We start from the raw sequence: 26,539 nt of genomic DNA on the forward strand, positions 1-26,539 counted from the left end.
ACCACCAAGTTCAGGCAAAGAACGGGCCGATAGGGTGACCTTAACGCCGTATTGACGCCCACCAGCCCAATCAGCACCTAGGGGAAGAGCTGTGCCCGCTTCACGCCTGAGCCAGACGCCACTTCCAGGCATCGGCATCCGGTACGACCTGACCACCCGGGAACACCGCCAGATCTCGGTCGTCGCGCACCGGGACGGCGCGCGTACCCTCAGCGCCTACCGCGCCGACGATCCCGACGAGTGCGCGCTCTCGCTGCGTCTGAGTTCCGGGGAGGCCGACGCGCTGATCGACGCGCTGATGCCCTCGCACCACAGCCCGAACCTCCTGCACACCACCGACCTCGGTCTGGTCGCCGAGCGCATCGAGGTCTCCGGTACCTCGCACTGGAACGGGCGCGTGCTCGGCGAGACCCAGATGCGCACCGAGACCGGCGCGTCCATCGTCGCGGTCCTGCGCAGGGCCGAGGCCATCCCCTCGCCGGCGCCGGACTTCCGGCTCTCGGGCGGGGACACGCTCATCGTGATCGGCACCCGCGAGGGTGTGGAGAGCGCCGCCGCGATACTCGGGCGGGAGTGATTCGATGCATTCCGCTGTCTTCCTGATCGAATTCGGCGCGATCATCCTCGCGCTCGGACTGCTCGGCAGATTCGCCGGACGGTTCCGCTTCTCCCCGATCCCCCTCTACCTGCTCGCCGGACTCGCGTTCGGCGAAGGCGGGCTGCTGCCCCTGGGCGCCAGCGAGGAGTTCGTCGCGATCGGCGCCGAGATCGGCGTCATCCTGCTGCTGTTGATGCTGGGCCTCGAGTACACCGCGAGCGACCTGGTCAGCAACCTCAAGACCCAGTACCCGGCCGGCCTCGTCGACATGACGCTCAACGCCGTGCCGGGCGCGATCGCCGCCCTGCTCATGGGCTGGGGCCCGGTGGCCGCCATCGTCCTTGCGGGCGTCACCTGGATCTCCTCGTCCGGCGTCATCGCGAAGGTGCTGGGCGACCTGGGCCGCCTCGGCAACCGCGAGACGCCCGTCATCCTCAGCATCCTGGTCCTCGAAGACCTGGCGATGGCGGTGTACCTGCCCATCATCACCGCCCTGCTGGCCGGTGTCGGCTGGGCCGCGGGCAGCCTCACCCTGGGCATCGCGCTCGGCGCGGCCGGTCTCGTGCTGTTCCTCGCCGTGCGCTACGGCCGCCTGATCTCGCGCTTCGTGTCCAGCGACGACCCCGAGAAGCTGCTCCTGGTCGTCCTGGGTCTGACCATCCTGGTCGCCGGGATCGCGCAGCAGCTCCAGGTCTCGGCCGCCGTGGGCGCGTTCCTGGTGGGCATCGCCCTGTCCGGCGAGGCCGCCGAGGGGGCGCACAGCCTTCTCGCGCCGCTGCGGGACCTGTTCGCCGCCGTCTTCTTCGTCTTCTTCGGCCTGCACACCGATCCGGCGAGCATTCCGCCGGTGCTCCTTCCGGCACTGGTGCTCGCCGTCGTGACGGCCTGCACGAAGATGGCCACGGGTTACTGGGCGGCCCGCCGCGCCAAGATCTCCGTCAAGGGACGGTGGCGGGCGGGCGGTGCGCTGGTGGCGCGCGGCGAGTTCTCCATCGTCATCGCCGGTCTGGCCGTCACCGCGGGCATCGAGCCGTCACTGGGCCCGCTGGCCACGGCGTACGTCCTGATCCTCGTCGTCGTCGGCCCGCTGACCGCGCGCTTCGCGCAGCCGGTGGCCGCGCGCGTGAGCGACCTCAGGTCGCGCCGCCGGGATGCCGCCGCGGTGGCCCTGCCCGCTCCGAGGGAGCCGGAACAGCCCTCGCAGGAGTCGCTCGACGAACAGAACACGAGCGGGCGCTCCTGACGCCGTCCTGCGGCCGGGTACGCGATGTCGCGTGCCCGGCCGCAGGTCGCGCTCTCCGGGTTCCTTACCGCCCCACCGCGTACCCCTGCATCCCGCGCGGGTTGGCCGCGGCCGAGAGCACCCCGGTGCGCGGATCGCGTGCCACGGCGCACAGCCGCCCCTCCGACCAGGGCTCGCCGACCGTCACGTCGTGTCCGCGGCGCCGCAGCTCCTCGATGACCGCCTCGTCCATGCGGGATTCGACCGTGACGCTGCCCGGACGCATGCCGCGCGGGTAGAAGGAGCCGGGGAAGCTGTCGTTGTGCCAGTTGGGGGCGTCGATGGCGCCTTGCAGGTCGAGGCCGCCGCGCACGGATTCGCGCAGCGCGACCGCCAGGAAGAAGTGCACCTGCCACTGGTCCTGCTGATCGCCGCCGGGGGTGCCGAACGCCATCACCGGTACGCCGTCCTTGAGGGCGAGCGAGGGAGTCAGGGTGGTGCGCGGACGGCGGCCCGGCGTCAGGGAGTTGGGCAGGCCCTCCTCCAGCCACGCCATCTGCAGGCGGGTGCCGAGCGGGAAGCCCAGCTCGGGGACGACCGGGTTGGACTGCAGCCAGCCGCCGCTGGGCGTGGCCGCGACCATGTTGCCCCAGCGGTCGACGATGTCCAGGTGGCAGGTGTCGCCGCGGGTGGCGCCGTCCGCCGAGACGGACGGTTCGCCGGGCACGGGCGAGGTGCCGCTCTTGGCGACGGTCGGCTCGCCCGCGCCCGCTCCGGGCAGTCCCAGCGCGTCGAAGCCGGGCTCGCCGTCGGCCACGGCCCGCGCGTGGGCGGAGATCTTCGCGGTGCGCCCGCCGGGGCTTCCGGGGCGCAGCTCGTGCGATGCCTTGTCCCCGACGAGGGTGCGCCGCTCGTCGTTGTACGCCGGGGAGAGCAGGTCGGCGAGGGGGACCGTGCCGTCGCCTTCCGCGTCGCCGTACCAGGCCTCGCGGTCGGCCATGGCCAGCTTGCAGCCCTCGATCAGCAGGTGCACGTAGTCGGCCGAGCCGTAGGCGGGCAGGTCCGCGAGCGCGGAGGGAAGCACGGCCAACTGCTGGAGGAAGGCCGGGCCCTGGCTCCAGCCGCCCGCCTTGCACAGCGTCCAGCCGTTCCAGTCGTACGTCGCCGGGGCCTCGTAGCCCGCCTCCCATCCCGCGAGGTCGGCGGCCGTGAGGGTGCCGGTGTGCCGGGTGCCGCTGGTGTCCATGGTGGGGACGGCCGCCTGGCGGATCAGCGCCTCGGCGATGAACCCTTCGCTCCAGATCTTGCGGGCGGCCTCGATCTGCTCGACGCGCGAGCCCTCACCCGCCTCCTCGATCACGCGGCGCCAGGTCGCGGCGAGCGCCGGGTTGCAAAAGAGCTCGCCGGGGCGCGGCGAGCGGCCGCCGGGCAAGTAGACCTCGGCCGACGAGGGCCATTCGCTCTCGAAGAGTTCGCGCACCGTCTCGACGGTCTCGCCCACGCGCTCGACGGGCGCGTGCCCGTCCTCGGCGTACCCGATGGCGTACGCGAGGACGTCGGCGAGGGACTTGGTCCCGTGGTCGCGCAGGAGCACCATCCACGCGTCGAAGGCGCCCGGCACGGCGGCCGCCAGCGGACCGGTGCCCGGCACCAGATCGAGGCCCAGCGAGCGGTAGTGCTCCACGGTCGCCCCGGCCGGTGCGCCGCCCTGCCCGCACAGGACGCGCACCTGACCGCCGGCGGGCGCCAGGATGATCGGCACCTCGCCCGCCGGGCCGTTGAGGTGCGGCTCGACGACGTGCAGGACGAAACCGGCGGCGACGGCCGCGTCGTAGGCGTTGCCGCCGTCCTCCAGGACGGCCATCGCGGACTGCGAGGCGAGCCAGTGGGTGGAGGACACCATGCCGAAGGTGCCTTGCAGGGTCGGCCTAGTGGTGAACAAGAGTGCTGCTCCTAGCGTGCGGTGCGGGTACTGGGGATCGTACGGAGGGCCGGGGCGGCGGCAGCGTCCGGTGCCGTGCCGTCGTCGCCGACCAGATGGCAGGAGACCTGGCGCCCGCCGCCGGGCAGGTCGAGCAGCGCGGGCACCTCGGTGCGGCAGCGGTCGACGGCCAGCGGGCAGCGCGTGTGGAAGCGGCAGCCCGGCGGCGGGGCGAGGGGGCTGGGCAGTTCACCGCTGAGGACGATGCGCTCGCGGGTGCGCTGGAGGGCCGGGTCCGGTACGGGGGCGGCGGACAGGAGCGCCTGGGTGTAGGGGTGCTTGGGGTCGGCGAACAGTTCGGCGGTGGGCGCCTGTTCGACGATCTGGCCGAGATACATGACGGCGATGCGATCGGCCAGGAATTCCACGGCGGCCAGGTCGTGCGTGATGAACAGGCAGCCGAAGCCGCGGTCGCGCTGGAGATCGGCGAGGAGGTTGAGGACCGAGGCCTGCACGGAGACGTCCAGGGCGGAGGTGGGTTCGTCGGCCACCAGGAGGTCGGGGTCCACGGAGAGCGCGCGGGCGATGGAGATGCGCTGGCGCTGCCCGCCGGAGAGTTCGTGCGGATGCCGGTCGGCGTGCTCGGGGCGCAGGCCCACCTTGGCGAGGAGTGCGGCCACGCGGTCGCGGGCCGCGTCCCCCTTGGCGATGCCGTGCAGGCGCAGGGGTTCGGCGATGATCTGCCCGACGGTCATGCGCGGGTCCAGCGAGGACGAGGGGTCCTGGAAGATCAGGTGGAAGTCCCTGCGCAGGGGCCGCAGGGCGCGCCGCGAGAGGCGGGTCACGTCGGTTCCGTTGATGCGGACGGTGCCGCCGGTGGGCTCGTCGAGCCGTACGGCGCAGCGCCCCACGGTCGATTTGCCGCTGCCCGACTCGCCGACGAGCCCCACGACCTCGCCCCTGCCAACGGTGAGCGTGACGCCGTCCGCGGCGCGCACGAGACCGCCGGGCGACGCGAAGTGCCGCTCCAGGTCGTGCAGTTCGAGCACGGGCTGATCGTCGGCGTCCGGCATGTGCGGTGGCTGGGTGGGGATCACTGTCCGGCCTCCCGGGTGGTGGGCGTGAGCACGGGGGCGTCCTGCGGGTGCCAGCAGGCCGCCCGGTGCGCGGCGTCGGCTCCCGCCTTCGGGGAGACGGCCTTGAAGCCGGGCCTGCGTGTCGTGCACCGGTCGTCGGCGTGTGCGCAGCGCGGGGCGAAGGTGCAGGCGTCCGGCTGCGCGTCGAGGCTGGGCACCAGGCCGGGGATCTCGGGCAGGCGCCGCTTGCCCTGACCGCCGGGACTGCCGCCCGGACTGCCGCCCGGGCGCAGGACCGCGCCGAGCAGACCGCGGGTGTAGGGGTGGCGGGGCTCGGCGAACAGCTCGTCCGCCGGGGCCTGTTCGACGGGGCGGCCCGCGTACATGACCAGGACGCGGTCGGCGGTGTCGGCCACCACGCCCAGGTCGTGGGTGATCAGCACGATCGCGGTGCCGAGCCGTTCGCGCAGCGACTGCAGGACTTCGAGGATGCCCGCCTGGACGGTGACGTCGAGCGCGGTGGTCGGCTCGTCGGCGATCAGGACGGCGGGGTCGCAGGCGACCGCGATGGCGATCATGACCCGCTGGCGCATGCCGCCGCTGAGCTGGTGGGGGTATTCGTCCACGCGCTGGGCGGGGGCCGGGATGCCCACCAGGTCGAGGAGTTCGACGGCACGCGCGCGTGCCTGCTTCTTCGACAGGCCCTGGTGGCGGCGGAGCACCTCGCCTATCTGCCGGCCGATGGTCAGGACGGGGTTGAGGGAGGTCATCGGCTCCTGGAAGATCATCGCGATGTCCTTGCCGCGGACCCGCCCGAGCTCCTTCTCGCTCGCGCCCGCGATCTCGCTCCCGCCGAGTCTGATCGACCCCTCGACGCGGGCGGTGGGCGGCAGCAGGCCCATCACGGCCATCGCCGTGACGGACTTGCCGCACCCCGACTCGCCGACGACCGCGAGCACTTCGCCCGGTGCGACGTCGTAGGAGAGACGGTCGACGGCGTGCACGGTGCGGGTGTCGGAGCGAAAGGCGCCAAAGGTCACCGACAGGTCGCGCACGCTCAGTACCGGCTGGGTCATCGGGTGGCTCCTCGGGGGTCCAGGACGTCCCGCAGGCCGTCGCCGAGCAAGTTGAACGCCAGGGTGGCCGCGACGACCGCGAGCCCGGGGAAGACGGCCATCCACGGCGCGGGCGCCAGGAAGGACTGGGCGCCGGAGAGCATGACGCCGAGCGATGCCTCCGGGGGCTGCACGCCGAGGCCGAGGAAGCTGAGCAGCGCTTCCCCGATGATCGCGGCGGGGATGCCGACGGTGGCCTGGACGGTCAGCGCGGAGGTGGCGTTGGGCAGGATGTGCCGGAAGAGCACGGTGGCGTCCCCGCCGCCGTTGGCGACGGCGGCGGCCACGTAGTCGACGTGCCGCAGCCGCAGTGTCTCCGCGCGGGTGATGCGGATGACGGCGGGGATCTGCGAGATGCCGATCGCGATGGTCGCGTTGCCCAGCGAGGGGCCGAGGACCGCGGCGAGCCCGACGGCAAGGACCAGGAAGGGGAAGGCGAGCATGGTGTCGGTGAGTCGCGAGACCACGCTGTCGGCGACCTTGCCGTAGTAGCCCGCGAGGAGCCCGAGGGGTACGCCGACGGCGAAGGCGAGGGCCACCGCCACCACGCCGACCTGCATGGAGGCCCGCGCCCCGTACACGACGCGGGAGAGCTGGTCGCGGCCGAGGTCGTCGGTGCCCAGCCAGTGCGACCAGCTGGGTGCGGCCAGGGCGTCGGCGAAGTCGGGGCGCGCGGGGTCGTAGGGCGCGACCAGGGGTGCGAAGAGCGCCGCGAGGACGAACAGGGCGGCGATGATGCCGCCGGTCATGGCGAGGCGGTTCTTGCGCAGGGCGCGCAGTTTGCCGCTGCCCGCGCCCGCGGAGCGTATCCGCCCCAGGGTGGTGAGTACCGCTGTGGTCACCGGGCACCTCCGAGCCGGATGCGCGGGTCGATGACCGAATACGCCACGTCGACCAGCAGGTTGATGAGGATGTACGCGGCGGAGGTGCAGAGCACCACGCCTTGCAGGGTCGCGTAGTCGCGGGTGAAGACGGCGTCGATGGTCAGCTTGCCGAAGCCGGGCAGGACGAAGATCTGCTCGGTGACCACGGCCCCGGAGATGAGGTGGCCGAGCTGGAGTCCGAGCACGGTCACGACGGTGACCAGCGAGTTGCGCAGGGCGTGCCCGCCGATGACCTCGCGCCGGGACAGGCCCTTGGCCCGCGCGGTGCGCACGTAGTCGGCGGAGAGCGAGTCGAGCATCGCCGCCCGGGTCTGGCGCATCACGACGGCGGCGAGTCCTGAGCCGAGGACGATCGCGGGCAGCACCATGCGGCGCAGGTTGTCCAGCGGGTCGGTGGCGAAGGGCACGTATCCGGAGGCGGAGAAGACCGGCACCGCGATGGCGAAGGCAAGGACCAGGACCATGCCCAGCCAGAAGGTGGGCACGGAGAGCCCGAGCAGGGCCAGGGCGTTGGCCAGCCACTCCTCCGGCTTGCCGCGCCGCACGGCGGCGACGATGCCCGCGCCGATGCCGACGACGATCGCGAGGAGCAGGGAGAGGGCGGCCAGTTCGAGGGTGACGGGCAGGGCCCGTGTGATCGCGTCGGCGACGGGCAGGCCGGTGCGTGAGGAGGTCCCGAGGTCGCCGGTGATCGCGTGTCCGATGAACCGGCCGTACTGGACGACGATGTTGTCGTCCAGGCCGTAGTCGGCGCGGATCGCGGCCAGCGCCTCGGGGGTGCGCTCCTCGCCGGCGAGCGCGAGGGCCGGGTCGCCGGGCAGGGCGCGGATTCCGGCGAAGACGACCATGCTGACCAGGACGAGCGTGATGAGGGATTGCCGCAGCCGGGTGAGCAGATAGGACGTCATGGGGCTCAGGCGTACGGAGCCCGTTCGGGCGGGGGCGGGGCGGGCGGATGCCGCGCGCGGAAGGTCGAGGCTCATCGGGTGTACCCCGCAGTCGTGACGCGCACCAGGCCGTCGCTGTAGACGCGCACGCTGGCGATGTCCTTGGCGGTGACGACGTAGTTCTTCTGCCGGTAGAGGTAGACGAGCCCGCGCCGCTCCCGGGCGCGCTGGGTCAACTCCTGGTAGACGGCGGCGCGTTCGTCCGGGTCGGCCTCGGTGCGGCCGCGCCGGACGAGCCGGTCGATGACCGGGTCGGAGAGCCCGTAGGCGTTCATCGCGCCGCGTGTCTGCAGGAAGCTGGCGATGTTGCCGTCCGGGTCGAGCCGCCCCGACCAGCCGCTGAGGAAGGCGTCGTAGTGGCCGGAATCGGTCTCCTCCAGCATCGTGGCGTACTCGGTGGGGCGCAGGGTGACGGCGAACCCGGCTTCCTTGGTCATGGCCTGGATGACCTGCCCGAGGCGGCTGGACTCGGGCGCCGTGGACACCTTCAGCTCGATGCGCACCGGCGTCTTCACCCCGGCCTCCTCGAGGAGGCGCCGGGCCTTGGTGACGTCGCGTTTCGGGCAGGCCGCCGCCTCGACGCCGGGGGCGATGGCCGATTCGGGCGATACGGGGCCGCAGGCGGGCTCGTACATGCCCTGGAAGACGACCTTGTTGATGAGGTCGCGGTCGATCGCGAGCTCGAAGGCCTCGCGCACCCGCGGCTCACGCGCGAGCGGGGTGTCGATGCGCCCGGGCTGCTGGCCGAGGCCCTTGACGTTGCCGACGTTGAAGCCGATGCCCTGGTAGCCGAGCGAGGGCGAGTTGAAGAGCTGGAGGCCGGGCTCGGTCAGGGCGCTGCGGACGTCGACGGGGGTCATCTGGTCGCCGACCTGGATGTCGCCGGAGCGCAGGTTGGCCAGGCGGACGTTGCCGTCGGGTATCGGCTTGTAGATCACCTTGTCGAGGTGGACCTTGTCGGCCGCGTAATAGTGGGGGTCCTTGGCGAGCACGATGCGGTCGCCGCCGACGCGCTCCACGTACTTGAAGGGGCCCACACAGGAAGGGTGGTTGGTGAAGTTCTTGCCGTACTTCTTGAGCGCCGCGGGCGACATCACCATGCCGGCGCGGTCGGCGAGGACGGCCGTGAGCGGGACGTAGGCCTGCTTGAGGGTGAGCTTGACCGTGTAGGGCCCGGTCACCTCCGCCTTGGCCAGGGGGGCGAGTTCGGTGGCGCGCGCCGAGCCCGCGAGGTCGCGGTGGCGCAGCAGCGAGGTAACCGCGGCGGCCGCGTCCAGGGTGGTCCCGTCGCTGAACTGCAGGCCCTTGCGCAGCCGGAAGGTGACGGTGCGGCCGTCCTTCGACGTCTTGGGCAGGGCGGTGGCGAGCTGCGGGATCACCGTCCCGTGCTCGTCGATGTCGTAGAGCTTCTCGCACATCCCGGCGAAGACCGTGCGCCCCACGAGGGTCTGCGCCAGGGTCGGATCGAGCTTGTCCGGGTCGGAGAGGAGGGCGACGGTCAGGGTGCCGCCGTCGCGCACGGGACGGTCGTCGGTCAGGCGCTCACCGCCGACCTCGGTGGCCGAGGACTGCAAGGAGCCGCAGCCCGCCGTCAGGGACATCACCAGGGCAACTGCCGCCGGGGCAACCGCTTTTCGGCGCACGGGTAGGTACCTCCGCCAGGGTGGTTCCGGACTGATCGTGGACGATCAAGGAATACGGCAGAACGTATTTCGCATACAGTCCGCACACAAGAGGTCCGTCCGGATGCCGGACCGGATTTGATGAAGATTGAATAACCAGCCGCGACAAATAGGTGGCCGCACCACGCAGCGGACTTTCCGTCCACCACGGGACGACGTGCCGCATGCCGCACGCCCGCGCTCGCCGGGCCGTTGTCAGTGCGCCGCGCTACTGTCCGCGCAACTGACCGATTATCCCGTTCCGGGAGGTTTCCATGGTTTCGCGGCTCAACCCGTATCTCAGCTTCGGCGGCGACGCCCGGCAGGCGCTGGAGTTCTACAAGGAGGTCTTCGGCGGCGACCTCGCGCTCCACACCTTCGGCGAAGCCGGCCAGCAGGGCACGCCGATCGCCGACCACATCATGCACGGCCTGCTGGAGGCACCCCATGGCTTCACCCTGATGGGCGCCGACACCCCGCCGGGCATGAACCACACACCGGGCAACAACTTCTCGGTGAGCCTCAGCGGCGACGACGAAGCCGAGCTGCGCGGCTACTGGGACAAGCTGTCCGCCGGCGGCTCGGTGGCCGTACCGCTGGAGAAGCAGATGTGGGGCGACGTGTTCGGCATGTGCACGGACCGCTTCGGCATCCCCTGGATGGTCAATATCAGCCGGCCGCAGGGCTGACCGGCCGGGTCCCGGTCGCGGGCGCTGAGCAGCGCATCTACGGTGTTACGGGGATGTCCTGCGTGACAGGGGGGCTTCTGGAGGCACCGATGGACCGCTCGCCCGCGCCGGACCCCTTCGAAGCCGTGCACACCGACGGAGCCACGGCCTCCCCCGCCCCGCACGAGACCGGCGGGCGCCACGAGCACCGCTGGCTGATCCTCGGCGTCGTCGGCATCGCCCAGCTCATGGTGGTCCTCGACGCCACGATCGTGAACATCGCGCTGCCCTCGGCCCAGCGCGACCTCGGCTTCAGCGACGGCAACCGCCAGTGGATCGTCACCGCGTACGCCCTGGCCTTCGGCAGCCTGCTGCTCCTGGGCGGGCGGATCGCCGACCTGGTGGGCCGCAAGCTGGTCTTCCTCGCCGGTCTCGGCGGCTTCGCGCTCGCCTCCGCCCTCGGCGGCGCGGCCACCAGCTTCACCATGCTGGTGGTGGCCCGCGCGCTCCAGGGCCTCTTCGGCGCCCTCCTGGCACCCGCCGCGCTCTCCCTGCTCACCACGACGTTCACCGACCCCAAGGAGCGCGCCAAGGCGTTCGGCATCTACGGCGCCATCGCGGGCGCGGGCGGCGCGGTGGGCCTGCTCCTGGGCGGCGTCCTGACCGAGTACCTGGACTGGCGCTGGTGCCTGTACGTGAACCTGATCTTCGCGGTGTTCGCGATGCTCGGCGGCGCCCGGCTGCTGCACGGCGGCAGGCCCGCGGACCGGCCCAGGCTGGACGTGCCCGGCACGATCCTGGTCTCCGCGGGCCTGTTCTGCATCGTCTACGGCTTCTCCAACGCCGAGTCGCACGCCTGGGGCGACGTCCAGACCTGGGGCTTCCTGGTGGTCGGCGCCGTCCTGGTGGCCGCCTTCGCCTGGTGGCAGACGCGGGCCGCGCATCCGCTGCTTCCGCTGCGGGTGGTGCTCGACCGGGACCGCGCGGCCTCGTTCCTCGCGATGTTCATCTCCGGCGCCGGCATGTTCGGTGTCTTCCTGTTCCTGACGTACTACCTCCAGCAGATCCTCGGCTACACGCCCGTCAAGACGGGGCTCGCGTTCCTGCCGATGGTCGCCGTGATGGTGGTGATCTCGGTCCTCACGACCAACTCGCTGGTGCCGCGGTTCGGCGCGAAGCCCATCGTGCCGCTCGGCATGGGCCTGGCGGCGGCCGCGATGGCCTGGCTGACCGCCCTGGACGTGCACAGCGGCTACGCCGCGCACGTCCTGCCGCCGCTGCTCGTCGCGGGACTCGGCCTGGGTCTGGTCTTCGCCCCGGCGATGAGCATGGCCACCGCGGGCGTCGCCGCACACGACGCGGGCGTGGCGTCGGCGATGGTCAACACCAGCCAGCAGGTGGGCGGTTCAATCGGCACGGCCCTGCTCAACTCCCTGGCCACCAGCGCCGCGGCCAACTACCTCGTGGGCAGGCAGCCGACTCCGGAGGTGCAGGCCCAGTCGGCGATGGAGAGCTACTCGACGGCGTACTGGTGGTCGGCGGTCTTCTTCGCCGTCGGACTGCTCGTTACGGTCGTGCTGTACCGCCGGGGAGCTCCGGTCCACTCGGCCACGGGTGGCGGCCCGGTCCACATGTAGGGGTGGTGGGGCGATGGCATCCGCAGCGCAGGAGCCGGCGACGGAGGGCTCCGGGGGCGAGGGCTCCGGAAGCGAGAACCCCGACGGCGGTGTCGCGCTGGCCTCGGCGCGGGGCCGCTGGGTGCTGGCCTGTGCCGTGCTCGCCTCCGGCATGGCGATGCTGGACGGCACGGTGGTCAACGTCGCCCTGCCCACGCTGGGCCGCGAACTGGACGCCTCGATCGGCTCCCTGCAGTGGGTCGTCAACGCCTACATGCTCACGCTCTCGGCGCTGCTGCTGCTCGGCGGTGCGCTGGGCGACCGCATCGGGCGGCGCCGCACCCTGGTCATCGGCGTCGTGTGGTTCGCCGCCGCCTCCGCCCTGTGCGGGATCGCGCAGGACGCGGGGATGCTCATCGCGGCGCGGGCGTTGCAGGGCATCGGCGGTGCGCTGCTCACGCCGGGTTCGCTGGCCCTGGTGCGCACGTCGTTCCGCTCGCAGGACCAGGCGCGGGCGGTGGGAGCCTGGTCGGGCCTCGGCGGGGTCGCGGGCGCGGTCGGGCCGTTCCTGGGCGGCTGGCTGATCGACGGCCCCGGCTGGCGGTGGATCTTCCTGATCAATGTGCCGCTGGCCGCACTCGTGCTCTTCGCGGTGCGTCATGTGCCCGAGAGCCGCGCCGAGGGCGCCGCGGACAAGCCCTTCGACGTGACGGGGGCGTGCCTGGCCGCCCTGTTCCTGGCGGGCATCAGCTTCTCGCTGATCGGCGCGTCCGGCGACTCCTCGAAGACGGCGGCCCTGCTGCCGGGGCTCGGCGGACTCGCGGCGGGCGCCGCGTTCGTCGTGGTCGAGCACCGCCGCCGCAACCCGATGCTGCCGCTGTCGCTCTTCCGCTCCCGGCTGTTCAGCGCGGCCAACGTCATGACGCTGTGCCTGTACGCGGCCATCGGCGGGCTCCTGTTCATGCTGCCGGTGCAGTTGCAGACGACACTGGGCTACGACGCGCTGCAGGCGGGCACGGCGTCGCTGCCGATCACGGTGCTGATGCTGCTGCTCTCGGCCGCCGCGGGCGATCTGTCACGCCGGGTGGGCCCCACCCTGCCGCTGGTCGCGGGCCCGTTGATCGCGGGCGCCGGCGCGCTGTTGATGCTGCGGATCGAGCCCGGCGCCTCGTACGTCACCGAGGTCCTTCCTGCGGTGGTGGTCCTGGGCCTGGGGATGAGCCTGTTCGTGGCGCCGCTGACGGCCACGGTTCTCGCCTCGGTCGATGCGGGCCGCGCGGGCCTGGCCAGCGGCGTCAACAACACCGCGGCGCGGGTCGCCCAGATGCTCGTCGTGGCCGCGCTGCCGCTGGCCGTGGGCCTGTCCGGCACGGCGTACGCCGATCCGCACGCCCTGAACACGGCGTTCGGCAAGGCGGCTGCGGGCTGCGCGGGCCTGTTCGTCCTGGCGGCGGCCACCGCGGCGGTCTTCATCCGCCCGCGTCCGGCCGCCTGGCACGAGGACGCGGGGAACACCCCGCGCTGCCGCTCCCATCTGGGCGTCAGCGCACCGCCGTTGGAGCCGGGCAAGGCCTGCGCGGGGGACAAGGGCCGCGTCAGGCCGTCGTCTCGGGTGCGTCGCGCACGAAAAGAGTGACCGACACGCTCTCGGTGAAGCCGTTGCGCCGCATCAGCGCGGCCGACGCGGTGTTGCGCGACTCGACGTCGGTGACCACCGCGGCGGCACCGGCGGCGGTCAGGGTCGCGCAGCAGGCCTGCACCAGATGGCTGGCGACACCGCGCCCCTGGTAGGCGGGGGCGCTGGCGATCCATTCCAGGTTCCCCCAGTCCGCACGGTGATCGAAGCCCATGGAGCCGCAGACGAACCCGGCCAGCACACCACCGTCCAGCGCCACCCAGCAGGAAGAGCCTTCGGCGTCCATGTGCCCGGTGATCGCCGAGAGGGACCAGGACGTGTAGGGCTTGACCGAGGTGTCGTACAGCTCGCGGCCCAGGGCCAGAACGTCGGCCAGATGGGTGGGAGCCATCCGTTCGAGAACGATCGGGGGCTGTCGGCGGGCAGCGGGGGCGGACATGGGACCTCCCAGGGGACTGACGCCGGGACCTGCACGAAGGCGGGCACGGGGGCCGGCTGCTCCTCACGCTATGAGGGCCCGGTGCGCGGCGCACCCCGGAACCGGCCGCCCCGGGGGCCGCGGGCGAAGCGAGGACTCCTTTAACGGGACTCTGGTGCGAGCGCCTATCGTGGTGCGCATGTCCGCTCCTGAGCTGATCCGCATCGTCTCCCGTTCCTCCCCCATGGCGCTGGCCCAGGTGGAGCGCGTCCGCGCCGAACTCGCCGCGCTGCACCCCGGTATCCGTACCGAGGTCGTGCCGGTGACGACCTCCGGCGACCGCTGGATGGGGGACCTGGCGAAGCTGGGCGGCAAGGGGGCGTTCACCAAGGAGGTCGACGCGGCGCTGCTCGCCGGTGAGGCGGACCTCGCGGTGCACTGCGTCAAGGACGTACCGGCGGACCGGCCGCTGCCGGCGGGCACCACCTTCGCCGCGTTCCTCAAGCGGGACGACATCCGCGACGCGCTCATCCACCCGGGCGGCCTCACCCTGGACGAGCTGCCAGCGGGCACCCGCATCGGCACGTCATCGGTGCGCCGCATCGCCCAACTCGCCGCCTCGCACCCGGAGCTTGAGTGCGTGCCGATGCGCGGCAACGCCGGGCGCCGGATGGAGAAGCTGGCCGCGGGCGACGCGGACGCGCTGCTGCTCGCGGTGTCGGGCCTGGAGCGCATCGACCGGATGGACGTGGTCACCGAGATCCTCTCGGTGGAGGCGATGTGCCCGCCGATCGGCGCGGGGATCCTGGCGCTGCAGTGCCGCGAGGACGACACCCGCACCATCGACGCCGTCTCGGGCCTGGGCGACCCGCAGGCCTGGCGGGAGGCCACCGCCGAGCGCATGTTCCTGCACGTGCTCCAGGGGCACTGCAACTCCCCCATCGCCGGGTACGCGCGCTGCGAGCGGGGCGGCGATCTCTCCCTGCGCGCCCGGGTGTTCACCCCGGACGGCAAGACGGTCCTCAACGCCCACGAGTGGGCCGGGCCGCTGGACCCGGCGACGCTGGGCACGTCCGTGGCGGTGACGCTGCTGCGCCAGGGCGCCCGCGAGCTGATCGACTCCATCGCGCACTGACGGCGGCGCGCGGGCCTATACGACGGTGACCTGCACGCCGACGGCGGTGATGGCGTCGAGCTCGCCGCCGGGCGCACCGGCGTCGGTGACCAGGGTGTGCACACCGGCGGTCGGGCAGATCCGGGCGAACGTCGCCCTGCCGATCTTGGTGTGGTCGGCGACCACGACGGTGCGGCTGCTGTGCCCCGCGAAGGCGCGGTCGGTGGCCGCCTCCAACTGGTCGTGCGTGGTGCACCCGTGGACGGCGCTGATGCCGTCCACGCCGAGGAACGCGATGTCCGTGTGGTGGTCGGCGAGGGTCTTCTCGGCGATGGGGCCCACCAGTTCGTAGCTCTGACTGCGGGCGGTGCCGCCGACCACGATCAGGGTGACGGTCGGGCGCAGGACGAGGGCGGCCGCGATGTTCACGGCGTTGGTGACGATCGTGACGGGCCCGCGGTCGGCGAGCAGCCGGGCCACTTCCGTGGTGGTGCTGCCGCCGGTGAGCCCCACCACCGCGCCCTCGGGCACCAGATCGGCGGCGGCCTGCGCGATGGCCTGTTTCTGCGGGGAGCGCTGGTCGACGCGGTGCCGCAGCGGCACTTCGATGCTCAGCGCGCCGAGGACCGCCCCGCCGCGGGTGCGTGCGAGCAGCCGCTGCTCGCTCAGCTGCTGCAGGTCGCGGCGCACGGTGGCCTGCGAGACCCCGAGCAGCCCGGCCAACTGCGCGACGTCCGCGCTGCCCCGGGCGGCGACCTGCTCAAGTATCCGCGCCTGGCGGTCGCTTCTCAGCACGGAGCGAGCATAGACCGCGACGACCGTTGTGAGCAGAGTTTCGCAGAATAGCTGCGCGTTTCTGCGCGAATACGCCAAGTGCTCTTCAGTCCGGGTCCCTTGACATGACTGAAGCTGCTCGCTTAACTCCCTGGCACGCCGGTGCGGAGCACTCGGCGCAGAGGTACGCCCAGCCGGTAGTTGGCCTCGGCCATGAGCCCGGACTAAGTCGCCAGGACCCTTCGCGTGTCCGAGGCGGGGACGTGCCCTCAGACCACCGGAGCTCTGAGATGAGCCTCAATCGTGTTCTGCGCACGGGCATCGCCGCGTCCGCGGCCCTGACGGCCACCGCGGTCGCCTGCCTGCTCGCGCCCTCCACCGCCGCCGCCGACGCGAGCGCCGTCGAGCTGCCCCCGGCGCATGCCGGGTTCGACTACCAGATCGGCGGCGCGTACACCCCGCCCGCCGGAGTGAAGGTCGTCAGCCGCGACCGCACGGCCGCCCCCGCACCCGGCCTGTACAACATCTGCTACCTCAACGCCTTCCAGGCCCAGCCGGGAGCGGAGGGAGAGTGGGACGCGGACCTGCTGCTGCGGGACGAGAGCGGCGACGTCGTCTACGACGGCGACTGGGGCGAGGCCGTCCTGGACATCCGCACCGCCGACAAGCGAAAGCGCATCGCCGCCAAGGTCGGCGGCTGGATCGACGGCTGCGCCGACAAGGGCTACCAGGCCATCGAGCCGGACAACTACGACACCTTCACCCGCTTCCCCGACCTGCTGACGGCCTCGCAGGCCAAGTCCTTCGTCAAGCTGCTCTCCGCGCGCGCCCACCAGCAGGGCCTGGCCGCCGCGCAGAAGAACACCCCCCAGCTGGCCGGCGCGCGCGAGGAGACCGGCCTGGACTTCGCCGTCGCCGAGGAATGCGGCGTCTACGACGAGTGCGGCGACTACACCTCCGCGTTCGGCGACGACGTCGTGGTCATCGAGTACTCGGCCGACGGGCTGCGCAAGTCCTGCGCCGGCTGGGGCGACCATCTGAGCATCGTGCGCCGCGACCTCGACGTGTCGCCCGCGGGCAGCAGCGGATACCTCCGCCAGACCTGCTGACCCGGGGCCGTTCCGGGCGCCCGCGCGACTCCTTCCCGCGGGCGCCCGGACACCGCCCCCCCCGCTCCACCTCCCCCCACCCGCCGTGCGACGTCTCGTCCCATGGCCCTCCCGCGCCGCGGGCGCAACCCGATCCCCCTGGAGGTAGTGATGGCTGCAGGACCCCGAGCACCGGGCGGTCCCTCGCGGCGCAAGGTCCTGCGCGGCGCGGGCGGCGCCGCCGCGCTGGTGGCGGGCGGGGGCACGCTCGCGGGCTGCGGCACGGGGCCCGCCGACGGGGTCGGACCCGACGGACGGGTGACCATCCAGCTGTGGCACGGCCAGACGGACAACGCCGCCAAGGTCATCAAGGGCCTGGTCGCCCGCTTCCACCGGGCCCATCCGGACATCCGCGTCGACATGGGCGGCGGCGTGCTCGCCGACGCCATGCTCCAGAAGGTCACCGCCGCCCTCGCCGCGGGCTCCTACCCCGACATCGCGTACGTCTTCGGCTCCGACCTGGCCAGCGTCGCCCGCAGCCCCGAGGTCGTCGACCTGACCTCGCACGTACGCGGCGGGCCGACGCCGTGGCGCAACTTCTGGGCGCCCGCCAGGGAGGCCGTCACCATCAACGGCCAGATCCGGGCGGTGCCCGCGGTCCTGGACTGCCTGGCCGTGGTCTGCAACAAGAAGCTGTTCGCCGAGGCCGGGATCGAGCTGCCCGAACCGGGCTGGACCTGGGACGAGTTCACCGACACCGCGCGGCGCCTGACCGACGCCTCCAAGGGCCGCTTCGGCACCGGCTGGCCCGGCACCGGCGACGAGGACACCGTGTGGCGGATGTGGCCGCTGGTGTGGGACCTGGGCGGCGACGTCATCGCCGACGACGGGCACAGCATCGGCTTCGCCGAGGAAGGCGTACGCGCCCTGGAGGTCGTACGGGACCTGGCGCGCGACAAGAGCGTCTACATCGACCCCAAGCCCGGCAGCGAGCAGATGTACCAGGTCTTCCTCTCCGACCGGATGGGCATGGTGCCCACCGGACCCTGGCAGCTGCCCGACATCACCCAGGCGAAGATCGACTACCACGTGGTGCCCCTGCCCAGCTTCAGCCGCCGCCCCGTGACCATCTCGGGCCCCGACACCTGGACGGTCTTCGACAACGGCCCGGCCCGCGCCGAAGCCGCCCGCACCTTTGTGACCTGGCTGAACCAGCCCGCCCAGGACAGCCACTGGGCCGTCGAGGCGGGCAGCCTGCCGCTGAGCCGCCGCAGCCAGGACCGCCCGGCCTGGCGCGAGCACGCCGAGCAGATGCCCGGCCTTCCCGTGTTCACCAAGGCGCTCACCTCCGCGCGGGTACGGCCTGTGCACCCGGCCTACCCCCGTATCTCCCAGTCCCTCGGGCAGGCGGTCGTCGCCGTGCTCCTCGGCCGCAAGAGCCCCGCCGACGCGGTGCGCTCCTGCGCCGAAGAAGCCAACGCCGCCCTGCTGATACCGCGTTGAAGACACTGAGGACGCTGAGGACACCGCCATGCCATCTCTTCCCCGCCCCCTGACCCTGCCCCCGGACCCCTCGGGCCGACGCGCCCTGCGCCGCCGGCGCCGCAGCGAGTCCGCCACCGCCTGGGCGTTCGTCTCCCCCGCGGTCCTCGTCATCCTGGGCCTGAGCGTCCTGCCGGTCATCTGGTCGCTGCTGCTGTCCTTCCAGGCCAACGACCTGGTCACGCCGAGCCGCTGGGTGGGCATCGACAACTACCGGGCACTGTCCCGGGACCCCAACTTCAGCCAGGCCGTGCGCAACACCCTGCTCTACACCCTCATGTACGTGCCGCTGAGCATCGTCATCGGGCTCGCCCTCGCCCTGGCGCTCAACCGGCGCATCCGCTTCGTGGGCCTGTACCGCACCCTGTTCTTCGTGCCGTTCGTCATCTCGGCCACCGCCCAGGGCGTGCTGTTCTCCTTCATCCTGGACCCCGACTTCGGGGCGGCCAACTCCGTCCTGCACCATCTGGGGATCTCGCCGCAGGGCTTCCTCACCGACTCGTCGCAGGCCCTGTTCGTGCTGGTCGGCATCACCCTGTGGAGCGGCACCGGGCTGTGCACCGTCATCTACCTGGCCGCGCTCCAGGACGTCGAACAGTCCCTGATCGAGGCCGCCCGCCTGGACGGCGCGGGACGGTGGCACCTGCTGCGCCACGTCACGCTGCCCACCCTCACCCCGGTCAGCGTCTTTCTGCTCCTGTGGCAGACCATCCAGTCCCTCCAGGTCTTCGACCTCGTCTATGTGACCACCAAGGGCGGACCGCTCGGCTCCACCACCGTGATCGTCTACTTCATCTGGGAGCAGGCCTTCAAGAACTTCACCGCCGGGTACGGAGCCGCGGCCGCCTACGTCCTGGCGCTCGCCCTGTTCGTCGTCGGCGCCGTGGTGCGCGTGGCCCGCGGCCGCTCCCTTCGTACGAAAGCAGCCGCCTGATGTCGTACGAAAGCAGCCGCCTGATGACCGCCACCACCACCGCGCCCGAAGCCACCACACACCGGACCGCACAGCCCGCCGCACTGCCCCGCCGCCGCTCGCGCCTGCCCTTCAGCCCCTGGCACGCGCTGCTCGCCCCGCTGGCGCTGCTCTTCGCCGTACCGCTGATCTGGCTGCTGCTCAGCTCGGTGATGAGCAACGCGGAGATCAACCGCTTCCCCCCGGCACTGTGGCCCTCCGGCATCGACCTGGGCGGCTACCGCTATGTCCTGGGCAACGCCATGTTCCCGCGCTGGCTGCTGAACTCGGCGATCGTCTCCGCCGTCGCGGTCACCTCCAACCTCGTCTTCGGCGCCCTGGGCGGCTACGCGTTCGCACGGATGCGCTTTCGCGGCTCGCGCACGCTGCTCGTCCTGATGCTGGCGACGATGGCGGTGCCCTTCCAGCTGACGATGATCCCCACCTTCCTGGTGATGAAGAAGCTGGGCCTCATCGACACCCTCGGCGCACTGATCGTGCCCTCGCTGGTCACGCCGTTCGCGGTCTTCCTGCTGCGGCAGTTCTTCCTCTCCCTGCCCAGGGAGCTGGAGGAGGCCGCCTGGATCGACGGCTGCTCCAGGCTGCGGGTCCTGTGCTCGATCGTGTTGCCGCTGGCCCGGCCCGCCCTGGCCACGGTGGCCGTACTGACCTTCCTCACCACGTGGAACGACCTGACCTGGCCGCTGATCGCCATCAACCACGACACCCAGTACACGCTGCAACTGGGCCTGACCACCTTCCAGGGACAGCACCACACCCGCTGGTCCGCGGTGATGGCGGGCAACGTCCTGACCGTCCTTCCGGTCCTGCTCGCGTTCCTCTTCGCGCAGAAGGCCTTCATCCGCTCCGTCACCTCCAGCGGCCTCAAGGGCTGACCCGCCCCCGCACCACCAACCCGCACGCCACCAAGGAACGCGATGCCACCCACGTACGACCTGCTCGTCATCGGGGACGCCAACCCCGACGTGATCCTGGGCCCGCTCGACGGCCCGCTCGCCTTCGGGCAGCACGAACAACTCGTCGGCGCCGGATCCCTCACCCTCGGCGGCTCCGCCGCGATCATGGCGTGCGGAGCCGCGCGCCTGGGCCTGAAAGTGGCCTTCGCCGGCCGGGTCGGCGACGACGACGCCGGGCGCTACATGCGCGACACGCTCACCGAGCGCGGCGTCGACACCCGGGCCCTGCGCCTGGACCCCGACCGGCCGACCCCGCTCACCGTCGTCCTCACCCGCGACGACGACCGCGCCATCCTCACCTCGCCGGGCACCCTGACCGCCGTCAGCGGCGCCGACGTCCCCGAAGAGCTCCTGGCCGACACCCGGCACGTGCACGCCGCCTCCTACTTCCTGCAACCCCGTCTGGCCGCCGACCTGCCCCGGCTCCTGCGCACCGCACGCGACCACGGCGCGAGGACGTCCCTGGACACCCAGGACGATCCCTCGGGGCGCTGGGACCCGGCCGCGCTCGGCGCCGTCCTCGCCCACACCGACGTCCTGCTGCCCAACGCCCAAGAAGCCCTGCACCTGGCAGGACTGCCCTCCGGCAGCCCCGGGCAGGCAGCCGAACTCCTGGCCGCCCGCGTCCCGCTGGCCGTCGTCAAGAACGGCGCCGCCGGCGCCCTGTGCCACGACGGCCGCACGCTGCACACCGCACCGGGCCTGCCCCTGACCCCCATGGACACCGTCGGCGCCGGAGACAGCTTCGACGCCGGCTTCGTCGCCGCCCTCCTCGACGGCCAGGACCCGCAGCAGGCCCTGCGGTTCGCCGTCGCCTGCGGATCACTGTCGACCCGCGCCCACGGCGGCACCCCGGCCCAGCCCACGCGAGACGAAGCCCTCGCCCACACCACTCCGAGCGGAGCGCACGCCTCATGAACCACCCCAAGATCACCTTCATCGGCGCGGGCAGTGTCGTCTTCACCCAAGGCCTGCTCGCCGACCTCTTCGCTTTCCCCGAGCTCAAGGGCGCCCACATCGCCCTGCACGACATCGACTCCGAACGCCTGGCCACCGCGCAGTCCGCGGCCGAGTACATCGCCGACCACCTGGGCGCCCACGCCACCATCTCCAGCCACGCCGACCGCCGCGAGGCCCTGGCGTGCTCGGACTTCGTCATCAACATCGTGCAGGTCGGCATGGGCGAGGCCACCCGCACCGACTTCGACGTCCCCGCGGGCCACGGCCTGCGCCAGACCATCGGCGACACCCTGGGCATCGGCGGCATCTTCCGCGCCCTGCGCACCTTCCCGCTCCTCAAGGCCCTCGGCGAGGACATCGCCGAACTCTGCCCCGCCGCCTGGCTCCTGAACTACACCAACCCCATGGCCATGAACATCCAGTACCTCACCGAGGCCACCGGCCTGACCAAGGTGGTGGGCCTGTGCCACTCCGTGTACTGGACCATGCGCGACCTGGCCGAACTGGTCGGCGTCCCCTACGAGGAGATCACCTACCGGGCGGCGGGCGTCAACCACCAGGCGTGGGTCCTTCGCTTCGAGCACCAGGGCAAGGACCTCTACCCCCGCCTCGACGAACTGATCGCGAAGGACGAGCAGTTGAGGCGTCGGGTGCGCGTCGACATGTACCGGCGCCTCGGCTACTACCCCACCGAGACCAGCGAGCACTCCTCCGAGTACGTGCCCTGGTATCTGCACCACGACAGCGAGATCGAGCGGCTGCGGCTGCCGGTCGGCGCCTATCTCGGCATCGTCGAGGAGAACGTCGCCGCCTACCACCAGACCCGCGACGCCCTGGCCGCGGGCGAACCGCTCACCGTCGAGGGCACCATGGAGTACGCCCCGCAGATCATCCACAGCATCGTCACGGGCACCCCGCGCACCGTCTACGGCAACGTCCCCAACCACGGCCTGATCGACAACCTGCCCGGCCACGGGGTGGTCGAGGTCCCCTGCCTCGTCGACGCCTCCGGCATCCAGCCCACCCGCGCGGGCTCCCTGCCCCCGCAGCTGGCCGCGCTCAACCGCACCTACCTGAGCATGAACGACCTGGTCGTACGCGCCGCCGTCGAGGACGAGCCGCGCCACATCCGGCACGCGGCGATGACGGACCCGGCCACCGCCGCGACCCTCACCGTGGAGCAGATCTGGCGGCTGTGCGACGACATGGTCCGCGCCCACGCGGACCGCCTCCAGCCCTCCCTGCGCGCGGTGCTCGGCGACTGACCCGCCGACCGCACCCGCCCTCCCCTCGCTGCCTCCACGCCCGAACCAAGAAAGCACCCTCCATGTCGCTCACCCGTCAGGAAATCGACTCCCAGCCGCAGTGCTGGGAACACGCGCTGAAGCAACTGTCCGACCACACGCAGGTGTTGCCCGCCAAGGGCGAGCGGGTCGCCGTGATCGGCTGCGGCACCTCGCTGTTCATGGCCCAGGCCTACGCACACCTGCGCGAGGACCTCGGGCACGGCCCCACCGACGCCTTCCCCGCATCGGCGGCGCGGCTAGACCGCCCCTACGACCGCATCCTGGCCCTGACCCGCTCCGGCACCACCACCGAGGTTCTCTCCGCCCTCGGGACGGCCCCCTCCGCCACCCGGCTCACCACCATCACCGCGGTGCCCCGGTCGCCCGCCGCGCGCGCGGCCGACGACGTGATCATCCTCGACCACGCCGACGAGGGGTCCGTGGTGCAGACCCGTTATCCGACCACCCAACTGGTCCTGCTCCTGGCCCACTTGGGGCACGACGTCGAGCAGGCCCTGACCGACGTGCGCACCGCCCTGAGCACACCGCTGGATCAGCGGCTCCTCGCGGCGGAGCAGATCACCTTCCTCGGCGAGTGCTGGCACACCGGGCTCGCCCACGAGGCCGCGCTCAAGGTGCGGGAGGCCGCGGCCCACTGGACCGAGTCCTACTCGGTGATGGAGTACCGCCACGGCCCCATCGCGGTGGCCGGCCCCGGCCGAGCCGTGTGGAGCCTGTCCCCGCTGCCCGCGGAACTCGCCGCCCGCATCGAGGCCACCGGCGCCCACCTGCGCCGCCCGCAGCTGGACCCGCTGGCCGAACTGGTCCTCGCCCAGCGCCTGGCGGTACGGCGCGCCGAGGACGCCGGGCGCGACCCCGACCGCCCCGCGCACCTGACCCGCTCCGTGGTCCTGGCCTGATCTTCGGCCCGTGACTCCGTGAGCGGCCACCCGCGGCGGCCGGTCTCCCCCGGCCGGCCGTCGCGGGCCTGGCCCCGGGCCCGCCCGGCATACGACGTAAGATCGACATCGCCCCACATATCCGCACGGTCTTCCCGAAGGCCGCGCACACCGTGCTCAAGGGCGGCGGCCCTGCCGCGGCCGCCCCGGACGAAAGCTCTCCATGCACCGCCTGTACCGCTCGCGCCCCGGCCGCATCGCCGCCTGCGCCGCAGCCCTCCTCCTGGCCGCCGCCTGCTCCACCGACACCGGCAAGGACACCCCGGACACGCCCACGGACCGGGCGGACAGCGTGCGCGCACCCAAGGCGAACGCCGTCTTCGACTACCAACTCGGCGGCCCCTACACGCCCGACGACGCCGTGCGGGCCGTCTCGCGCGACCGCTCCGCCGAGCCGGCGAAGGGCCTGTACAACGTGTGCTACGTCAACGCCTTCCAGACCCAGCCGGGCGACGCCATCGCCTGGTGGAAGAAGACCCACCCCGACCTGCTCCTGAAGGACGACGACGGCTCCCTGGTGGTCGACGAGGACTGGGACGAACCGCTCCTGGACATCTCCACGTCCGCCAAGCGCACCGAGCTGATGAAGGTCGTCGGGCCGTGGATCGACGGCTGCGCCAAGGCGGGCTACGACGCCGTGGAGCCCGACAACCTGGACTCCTACGAACGTTCCGACGACCTCCTGAGCACCGAACACGCCGCCGCCTTCGCCCGGTTGCTCGCCGAACGCGCCCACGACAAGGGCCTGGCCATCGCGCAGAAGAACACCACCGACCTCCTGCCCGAGCGCGACCGCATCGGCTTCGACTTCGCCGTCGTCGAGGAGTGCGCGGCCTACAAGGAGTGCGGCGACTTCGCCGACGCCTACGACGACAAGGTCTTCGCCGTCGAGTACACGCGCAAGGACTACCGCACCGCCTGCGACAGCTACGGCCCCCGCCTCTCCATCACCCTGCGGGACCGCGACGTCACCCCCAAGGACACAAAGGGCTACGTCTTCGCGCAGTGCTGACGCCTCCGCATCTGCCCGTTTCCCCCTTCCCCGTGCCCGAAGGGGGCTCTCGCGGCGCCCGAGTTGCCCCAACCGCCGTCACAGGCAAAGGAATTCGGAATTCCACTCGCAGGTACGGACCCGGAGCCACTATCCAGGAGGTGAAGTGACCACGCCAGAAATGGAGGGATCCGTATGGCGATACGGACCACGCACCGCACCCGGTCGGCCGGGGCCGCGGTCGCCGTCACCACCGGACTGATCTGCACCCTGTCCGCGCAGCCTGCCGGAGCGGACGAACCGAGCGCCGAACCGGCCGCGCGCCACTGCGTCCTGGACGCGTCCAGCGGACAGCAGCGCTGCTTCGACACCTTCGAGGAAGCGATCGGCCGCGCCACCGACGGCCGCGTCACCGACGCACCGGCCACCCCACGGGCCGCCGTCACCTCGTCCGCGTTCCGCGCGGCCGTCAAGGAGGACTCCTCGGCCGCCGGGGACGTCGTGCAGGGAACGTTCTTCAGCGACCCCGGCTTCTCGGGCGACACGCTCACCATCAGCGGCCCCTCGCTCTGCGAGAAGGACGGCTGGGTCAACTGGCAGTACGACCTGGGCGACGACTGGAAGAACCGCATCTCCTCGGTCCAGCCCTGGGGCAACTGCGCGATCTGGCTCTACCCCGAACCTAACCTCGGCGGTGACCGCGACGGCCCCTTCGACGAGAACACCTCGGACGTCGGCCAGATGATGAACGACCGCACCCAGTCCATCGGCTTCAGCTAGCACGCCACCGCGCTCACGCGCACGCAGAACCCCCCACAGGCTCCACCTTCCCCCCACTGGAGATCACACATGATCACCCGTACTCGACTGACCGTCCTGATGGCGGCCATGGCCACCGCGGGCGGCCTGGCCCTCGCCCCGGCCGCGCAGGCCGACGAAGAGGCCCCCACCATCCGCGAGTTGCTCGACAAGTGCGACAACGGCACCGACTCGTGCGTCTTCCACCCCGACGGACCCGGCACCGACTCGATGGGCGAGGCCCACCAGGTGGGCGACAGCGCCTACAACTGCACGCAGGACCTCCAGCGTTCCAGCATCTCCTGGGCCGACACGACCGGCGAGTCCAACAGCGTCGGCGTCTCGCTCAGCGCGGAGTACGGCTTCGCCGAGGTCTTCAAGGTGAGCATCGAGACCTCCTACGGCCACACCTGGGAAAGCTCGCACACCGAGACCGACACCACCAACGTCGACGTCCGCCCCGGCGAGGTCGGCTGGGTCACCCGCGAATCCCAGATGCAGCGCGTCAAGGGCACCTACGAACTGCACTTCGAGGACAAGTTCCACGGCCACTACATCTGGTACGCCCCCTTCGACGCGACAGGCCCCAAGCCGGACGCACCCAGCACCAAGACACAGCACACCCGCCCGATGACCGAGCAGGAGAAGTCCGAGCACTGCGGCTGACGCACGCCGCCGCCCCGCTCTCTCCCCCCGGCCCCCGCTCTGCACGGGCGGCCGGGGGGTGCACCCGAATCGCCCACACCCGTACCCGTACCCGTATGGGAACGGACCCGCCGCGGTAGGCATGGTGCGTGCAGACCTTTCTCCCGTACCCCGACTTCACGCGGTCCGCCGCGGCCCTCGACCAGGCACGCCTGGGCAAACAGCGCGTCGAGGCCCTCCAGGTCCTGCGCGGCCTGACCGTCCCCGGCTACGGATGGCGCCACCACCCGGCGGTACGCATGTGGACCGGCTACGAGGAGGCCCTGGTCCGCTACGGCCTCGACATCTGCGCGATGTGGGTGGCCGAGGGCCGCGTCGACACTTGCGCCGCCACCCTCGTCACCGACTTCACCCGCCACCGCCCCGACACGGCCGTACGCACCCGCGAGCAACTCGCCGACGCCGGCGAACTGCCGCCCTGGCTCGGCGACCGCGACTTCCACCGCAGCCACCAGTCGGCACTGCTGCGCAAGGCACCGGAGTTCTACCGCCCCCTCTTCCCCGACGTACCCGACGACCTCCCCTACGTCTGGCCACCCTCCGACCGGTCCCCCGGCCCCGAGGCCCAGAAGTAGCGCGTGAACGGGGTCGCGTCGACGCGGAACAACCACGCGTACACGTCAGGCGGCTC

The 26,539-nt window shown here is 71.9% G+C and carries 25 protein-coding genes; 17 read left to right on the forward strand and 8 right to left on the reverse strand.

Annotated features, from left to right (window positions below):
• The first annotated feature begins 91 nt into the window (after nucleotides 1-91).
• Complete coding sequence (locus ABZ906_RS11925; protein WP_361183095.1) at nucleotides 92-577, forward strand: TrkA C-terminal domain-containing protein; 486 nt, start codon at nucleotides 92-94, stop codon at nucleotides 575-577.
• A 4-nt stretch (nucleotides 578-581) separates the two neighbouring features.
• Nucleotides 582-1,841, forward strand: a complete 1,260-nt coding sequence (locus ABZ906_RS11930) for a cation:proton antiporter (protein WP_361380762.1) — start codon at nucleotides 582-584, stop codon at nucleotides 1,839-1,841.
• A gap of 64 nt (nucleotides 1,842-1,905) precedes the next feature.
• Here the strand turns inward: ABZ906_RS11930 and ABZ906_RS11935 are convergent, their stop codons facing one another.
• The 6 genes from ABZ906_RS11935 to ABZ906_RS11960 all read right to left on the reverse strand — a co-directional run bounded on the left by ABZ906_RS11935 (nucleotide 1,906) and on the right by ABZ906_RS11960 (nucleotide 9,406).
• A complete protein-coding gene (locus ABZ906_RS11935; RefSeq protein ID WP_361380766.1) occupies nucleotides 1,906-3,762 on the reverse strand; it encodes a gamma-glutamyltransferase in 1,857 nt (618 codons plus the stop codon).
• Between the two features lie 11 nt (nucleotides 3,763-3,773).
• On the reverse strand, nucleotides 3,774-4,814 hold the full coding sequence (locus ABZ906_RS11940) for an oligopeptide/dipeptide ABC transporter ATP-binding protein (protein ID WP_361381422.1): 1,041 nt from the start codon (nucleotides 4,812-4,814) through the stop codon (nucleotides 3,774-3,776).
• A 20-nt stretch (nucleotides 4,815-4,834) separates the two neighbouring features.
• Nucleotides 4,835-5,893 (reverse strand): ABC transporter ATP-binding protein, encoded by a 1,059-nt coding sequence (locus ABZ906_RS11945; RefSeq protein ID WP_361380769.1) that lies wholly within the window; start codon nucleotides 5,891-5,893, stop codon nucleotides 4,835-4,837.
• Nucleotides 5,890-6,774, reverse strand: coding sequence for an ABC transporter permease (locus ABZ906_RS11950; protein WP_361380772.1), 885 nt, complete (start codon nucleotides 6,772-6,774; stop codon nucleotides 5,890-5,892). Before ABZ906_RS11950 ends, ABZ906_RS11945 begins: the two co-directional genes overlap by 4 nt.
• The gene (locus ABZ906_RS11955; protein WP_361183544.1) at nucleotides 6,771-7,724 is read right to left on the reverse strand and encodes an ABC transporter permease; all 954 of its coding nucleotides are present in this window, start codon (nucleotides 7,722-7,724) and stop codon (nucleotides 6,771-6,773) included. The genes ABZ906_RS11950 and ABZ906_RS11955 overlap by 4 nt, the downstream gene beginning before the upstream one ends.
• 71 nt (nucleotides 7,725-7,795) lie before the next feature.
• Complete coding sequence (locus tag ABZ906_RS11960) at nucleotides 7,796-9,406, reverse strand: ABC transporter substrate-binding protein (protein ID WP_361380775.1); 1,611 nt, start codon at nucleotides 9,404-9,406, stop codon at nucleotides 7,796-7,798.
• 293 nt (nucleotides 9,407-9,699) lie between these two features.
• On the opposite strand from ABZ906_RS11960, the gene ABZ906_RS11965 reads away from it, so the two are divergent.
• From ABZ906_RS11965 to ABZ906_RS11975, 3 genes are all read left to right on the forward strand, one after another.
• Entirely contained in the window at nucleotides 9,700-10,113 is a 414-nt protein-coding gene (locus ABZ906_RS11965; RefSeq protein ID WP_361380778.1) for a VOC family protein, read from the forward strand.
• 89 nt (nucleotides 10,114-10,202) lie between these two features.
• Nucleotides 10,203-11,729 carry an MFS transporter gene (locus tag ABZ906_RS11970; RefSeq protein WP_361380781.1) on the forward strand — a complete coding sequence of 509 codons (1,527 nt, stop codon included), beginning with the start codon at nucleotides 10,203-10,205 and terminating at the stop codon, nucleotides 11,727-11,729.
• 13 nt (nucleotides 11,730-11,742) lie between these two features.
• Nucleotides 11,743-13,344, forward strand: coding sequence for an MFS transporter (locus ABZ906_RS11975; protein ID WP_361380784.1), 1,602 nt, complete (start codon nucleotides 11,743-11,745; stop codon nucleotides 13,342-13,344).
• Here the strand turns inward: ABZ906_RS11975 and ABZ906_RS11980 are convergent.
• Nucleotides 13,304-13,783, reverse strand: coding sequence for a GNAT family N-acetyltransferase (locus ABZ906_RS11980; protein ID WP_361183111.1), 480 nt, complete (start codon nucleotides 13,781-13,783; stop codon nucleotides 13,304-13,306). The two genes, ABZ906_RS11975 and ABZ906_RS11980, sit on opposite strands and share 41 nt — an antisense overlap.
• Nucleotides 13,784-13,961: 178 nt before the next feature.
• On the opposite strand from ABZ906_RS11980, the gene hemC reads away from it, so the two are divergent.
• Entirely contained in the window at nucleotides 13,962-14,897 is a 936-nt protein-coding gene (hemC, locus tag ABZ906_RS11985) for a hydroxymethylbilane synthase (protein WP_361380787.1), read from the forward strand.
• A gap of 15 nt (nucleotides 14,898-14,912) precedes the next feature.
• Here the strand turns inward: hemC and ABZ906_RS11990 are convergent, their stop codons facing one another.
• Nucleotides 14,913-15,668 carry a DeoR/GlpR family DNA-binding transcription regulator gene (locus ABZ906_RS11990; protein WP_361183545.1) on the reverse strand — a complete coding sequence of 252 codons (756 nt, stop codon included), beginning with the start codon at nucleotides 15,666-15,668 and terminating at the stop codon, nucleotides 14,913-14,915.
• Between the two features lie 272 nt (nucleotides 15,669-15,940).
• Between ABZ906_RS11990 and ABZ906_RS11995 the strand changes: the two genes are divergently transcribed.
• The 11 genes from ABZ906_RS11995 to ABZ906_RS12045 all read left to right on the forward strand — a co-directional run bounded on the left by ABZ906_RS11995 (nucleotide 15,941) and on the right by ABZ906_RS12045 (nucleotide 26,483).
• Nucleotides 15,941-16,759, forward strand: coding sequence for an endo alpha-1,4 polygalactosaminidase (locus tag ABZ906_RS11995; protein ID WP_361183115.1), 819 nt, complete (start codon nucleotides 15,941-15,943; stop codon nucleotides 16,757-16,759).
• A gap of 150 nt (nucleotides 16,760-16,909) precedes the next feature.
• Nucleotides 16,910-18,241 carry an ABC transporter substrate-binding protein gene (locus ABZ906_RS12000; protein ID WP_361380790.1) on the forward strand — a complete coding sequence of 444 codons (1,332 nt, stop codon included), beginning with the start codon at nucleotides 16,910-16,912 and terminating at the stop codon, nucleotides 18,239-18,241.
• A 28-nt stretch (nucleotides 18,242-18,269) separates the two neighbouring features.
• On the forward strand, nucleotides 18,270-19,214 hold the full coding sequence (locus ABZ906_RS12005) for a sugar ABC transporter permease (protein ID WP_361380793.1): 945 nt from the start codon (nucleotides 18,270-18,272) through the stop codon (nucleotides 19,212-19,214).
• A gap of 23 nt (nucleotides 19,215-19,237) precedes the next feature.
• Nucleotides 19,238-20,128, forward strand: a complete 891-nt coding sequence (locus ABZ906_RS12010) for a carbohydrate ABC transporter permease (RefSeq protein WP_361381425.1) — start codon at nucleotides 19,238-19,240, stop codon at nucleotides 20,126-20,128.
• Between the two features lie 42 nt (nucleotides 20,129-20,170).
• Nucleotides 20,171-21,127, forward strand: coding sequence for a carbohydrate kinase family protein (locus ABZ906_RS12015; protein WP_361380796.1), 957 nt, complete (start codon nucleotides 20,171-20,173; stop codon nucleotides 21,125-21,127).
• Nucleotides 21,124-22,434, forward strand: a complete 1,311-nt coding sequence (locus tag ABZ906_RS12020; protein ID WP_361380799.1) for an alpha-glucosidase/alpha-galactosidase — start codon at nucleotides 21,124-21,126, stop codon at nucleotides 22,432-22,434. Before ABZ906_RS12015 ends, ABZ906_RS12020 begins: the two co-directional genes overlap by 4 nt.
• A gap of 62 nt (nucleotides 22,435-22,496) precedes the next feature.
• The gene (locus ABZ906_RS12025) at nucleotides 22,497-23,375 is read left to right on the forward strand and encodes an SIS domain-containing protein (RefSeq protein ID WP_361380802.1); all 879 of its coding nucleotides are present in this window, start codon (nucleotides 22,497-22,499) and stop codon (nucleotides 23,373-23,375) included.
• 202 nt (nucleotides 23,376-23,577) lie between these two features.
• On the forward strand, nucleotides 23,578-24,426 hold the full coding sequence (locus tag ABZ906_RS12030) for an endo alpha-1,4 polygalactosaminidase (protein WP_361380805.1): 849 nt from the start codon (nucleotides 23,578-23,580) through the stop codon (nucleotides 24,424-24,426).
• A 174-nt stretch (nucleotides 24,427-24,600) separates the two neighbouring features.
• Nucleotides 24,601-25,185 carry a hypothetical protein gene (locus ABZ906_RS12035; protein ID WP_361380808.1) on the forward strand — a complete coding sequence of 195 codons (585 nt, stop codon included), beginning with the start codon at nucleotides 24,601-24,603 and terminating at the stop codon, nucleotides 25,183-25,185.
• A 69-nt stretch (nucleotides 25,186-25,254) separates the two neighbouring features.
• The gene (locus ABZ906_RS12040) at nucleotides 25,255-25,869 is read left to right on the forward strand and encodes a hypothetical protein (protein WP_361183129.1); all 615 of its coding nucleotides are present in this window, start codon (nucleotides 25,255-25,257) and stop codon (nucleotides 25,867-25,869) included.
• 128 nt (nucleotides 25,870-25,997) lie between these two features.
• Nucleotides 25,998-26,483: an MSMEG_6728 family protein gene (locus tag ABZ906_RS12045; protein ID WP_361380811.1), complete on the forward strand. Its 486-nt coding sequence runs from the start codon at nucleotides 25,998-26,000 to the stop codon at nucleotides 26,481-26,483.
• Nucleotides 26,484-26,539 lie beyond the last annotated feature (56 nt).

Source organism: Streptomyces sp. NPDC046925 (assembly GCF_040644915.1).
Classification (GTDB): domain Bacteria; phylum Actinomycetota; class Actinomycetes; order Streptomycetales; family Streptomycetaceae; genus Streptomyces.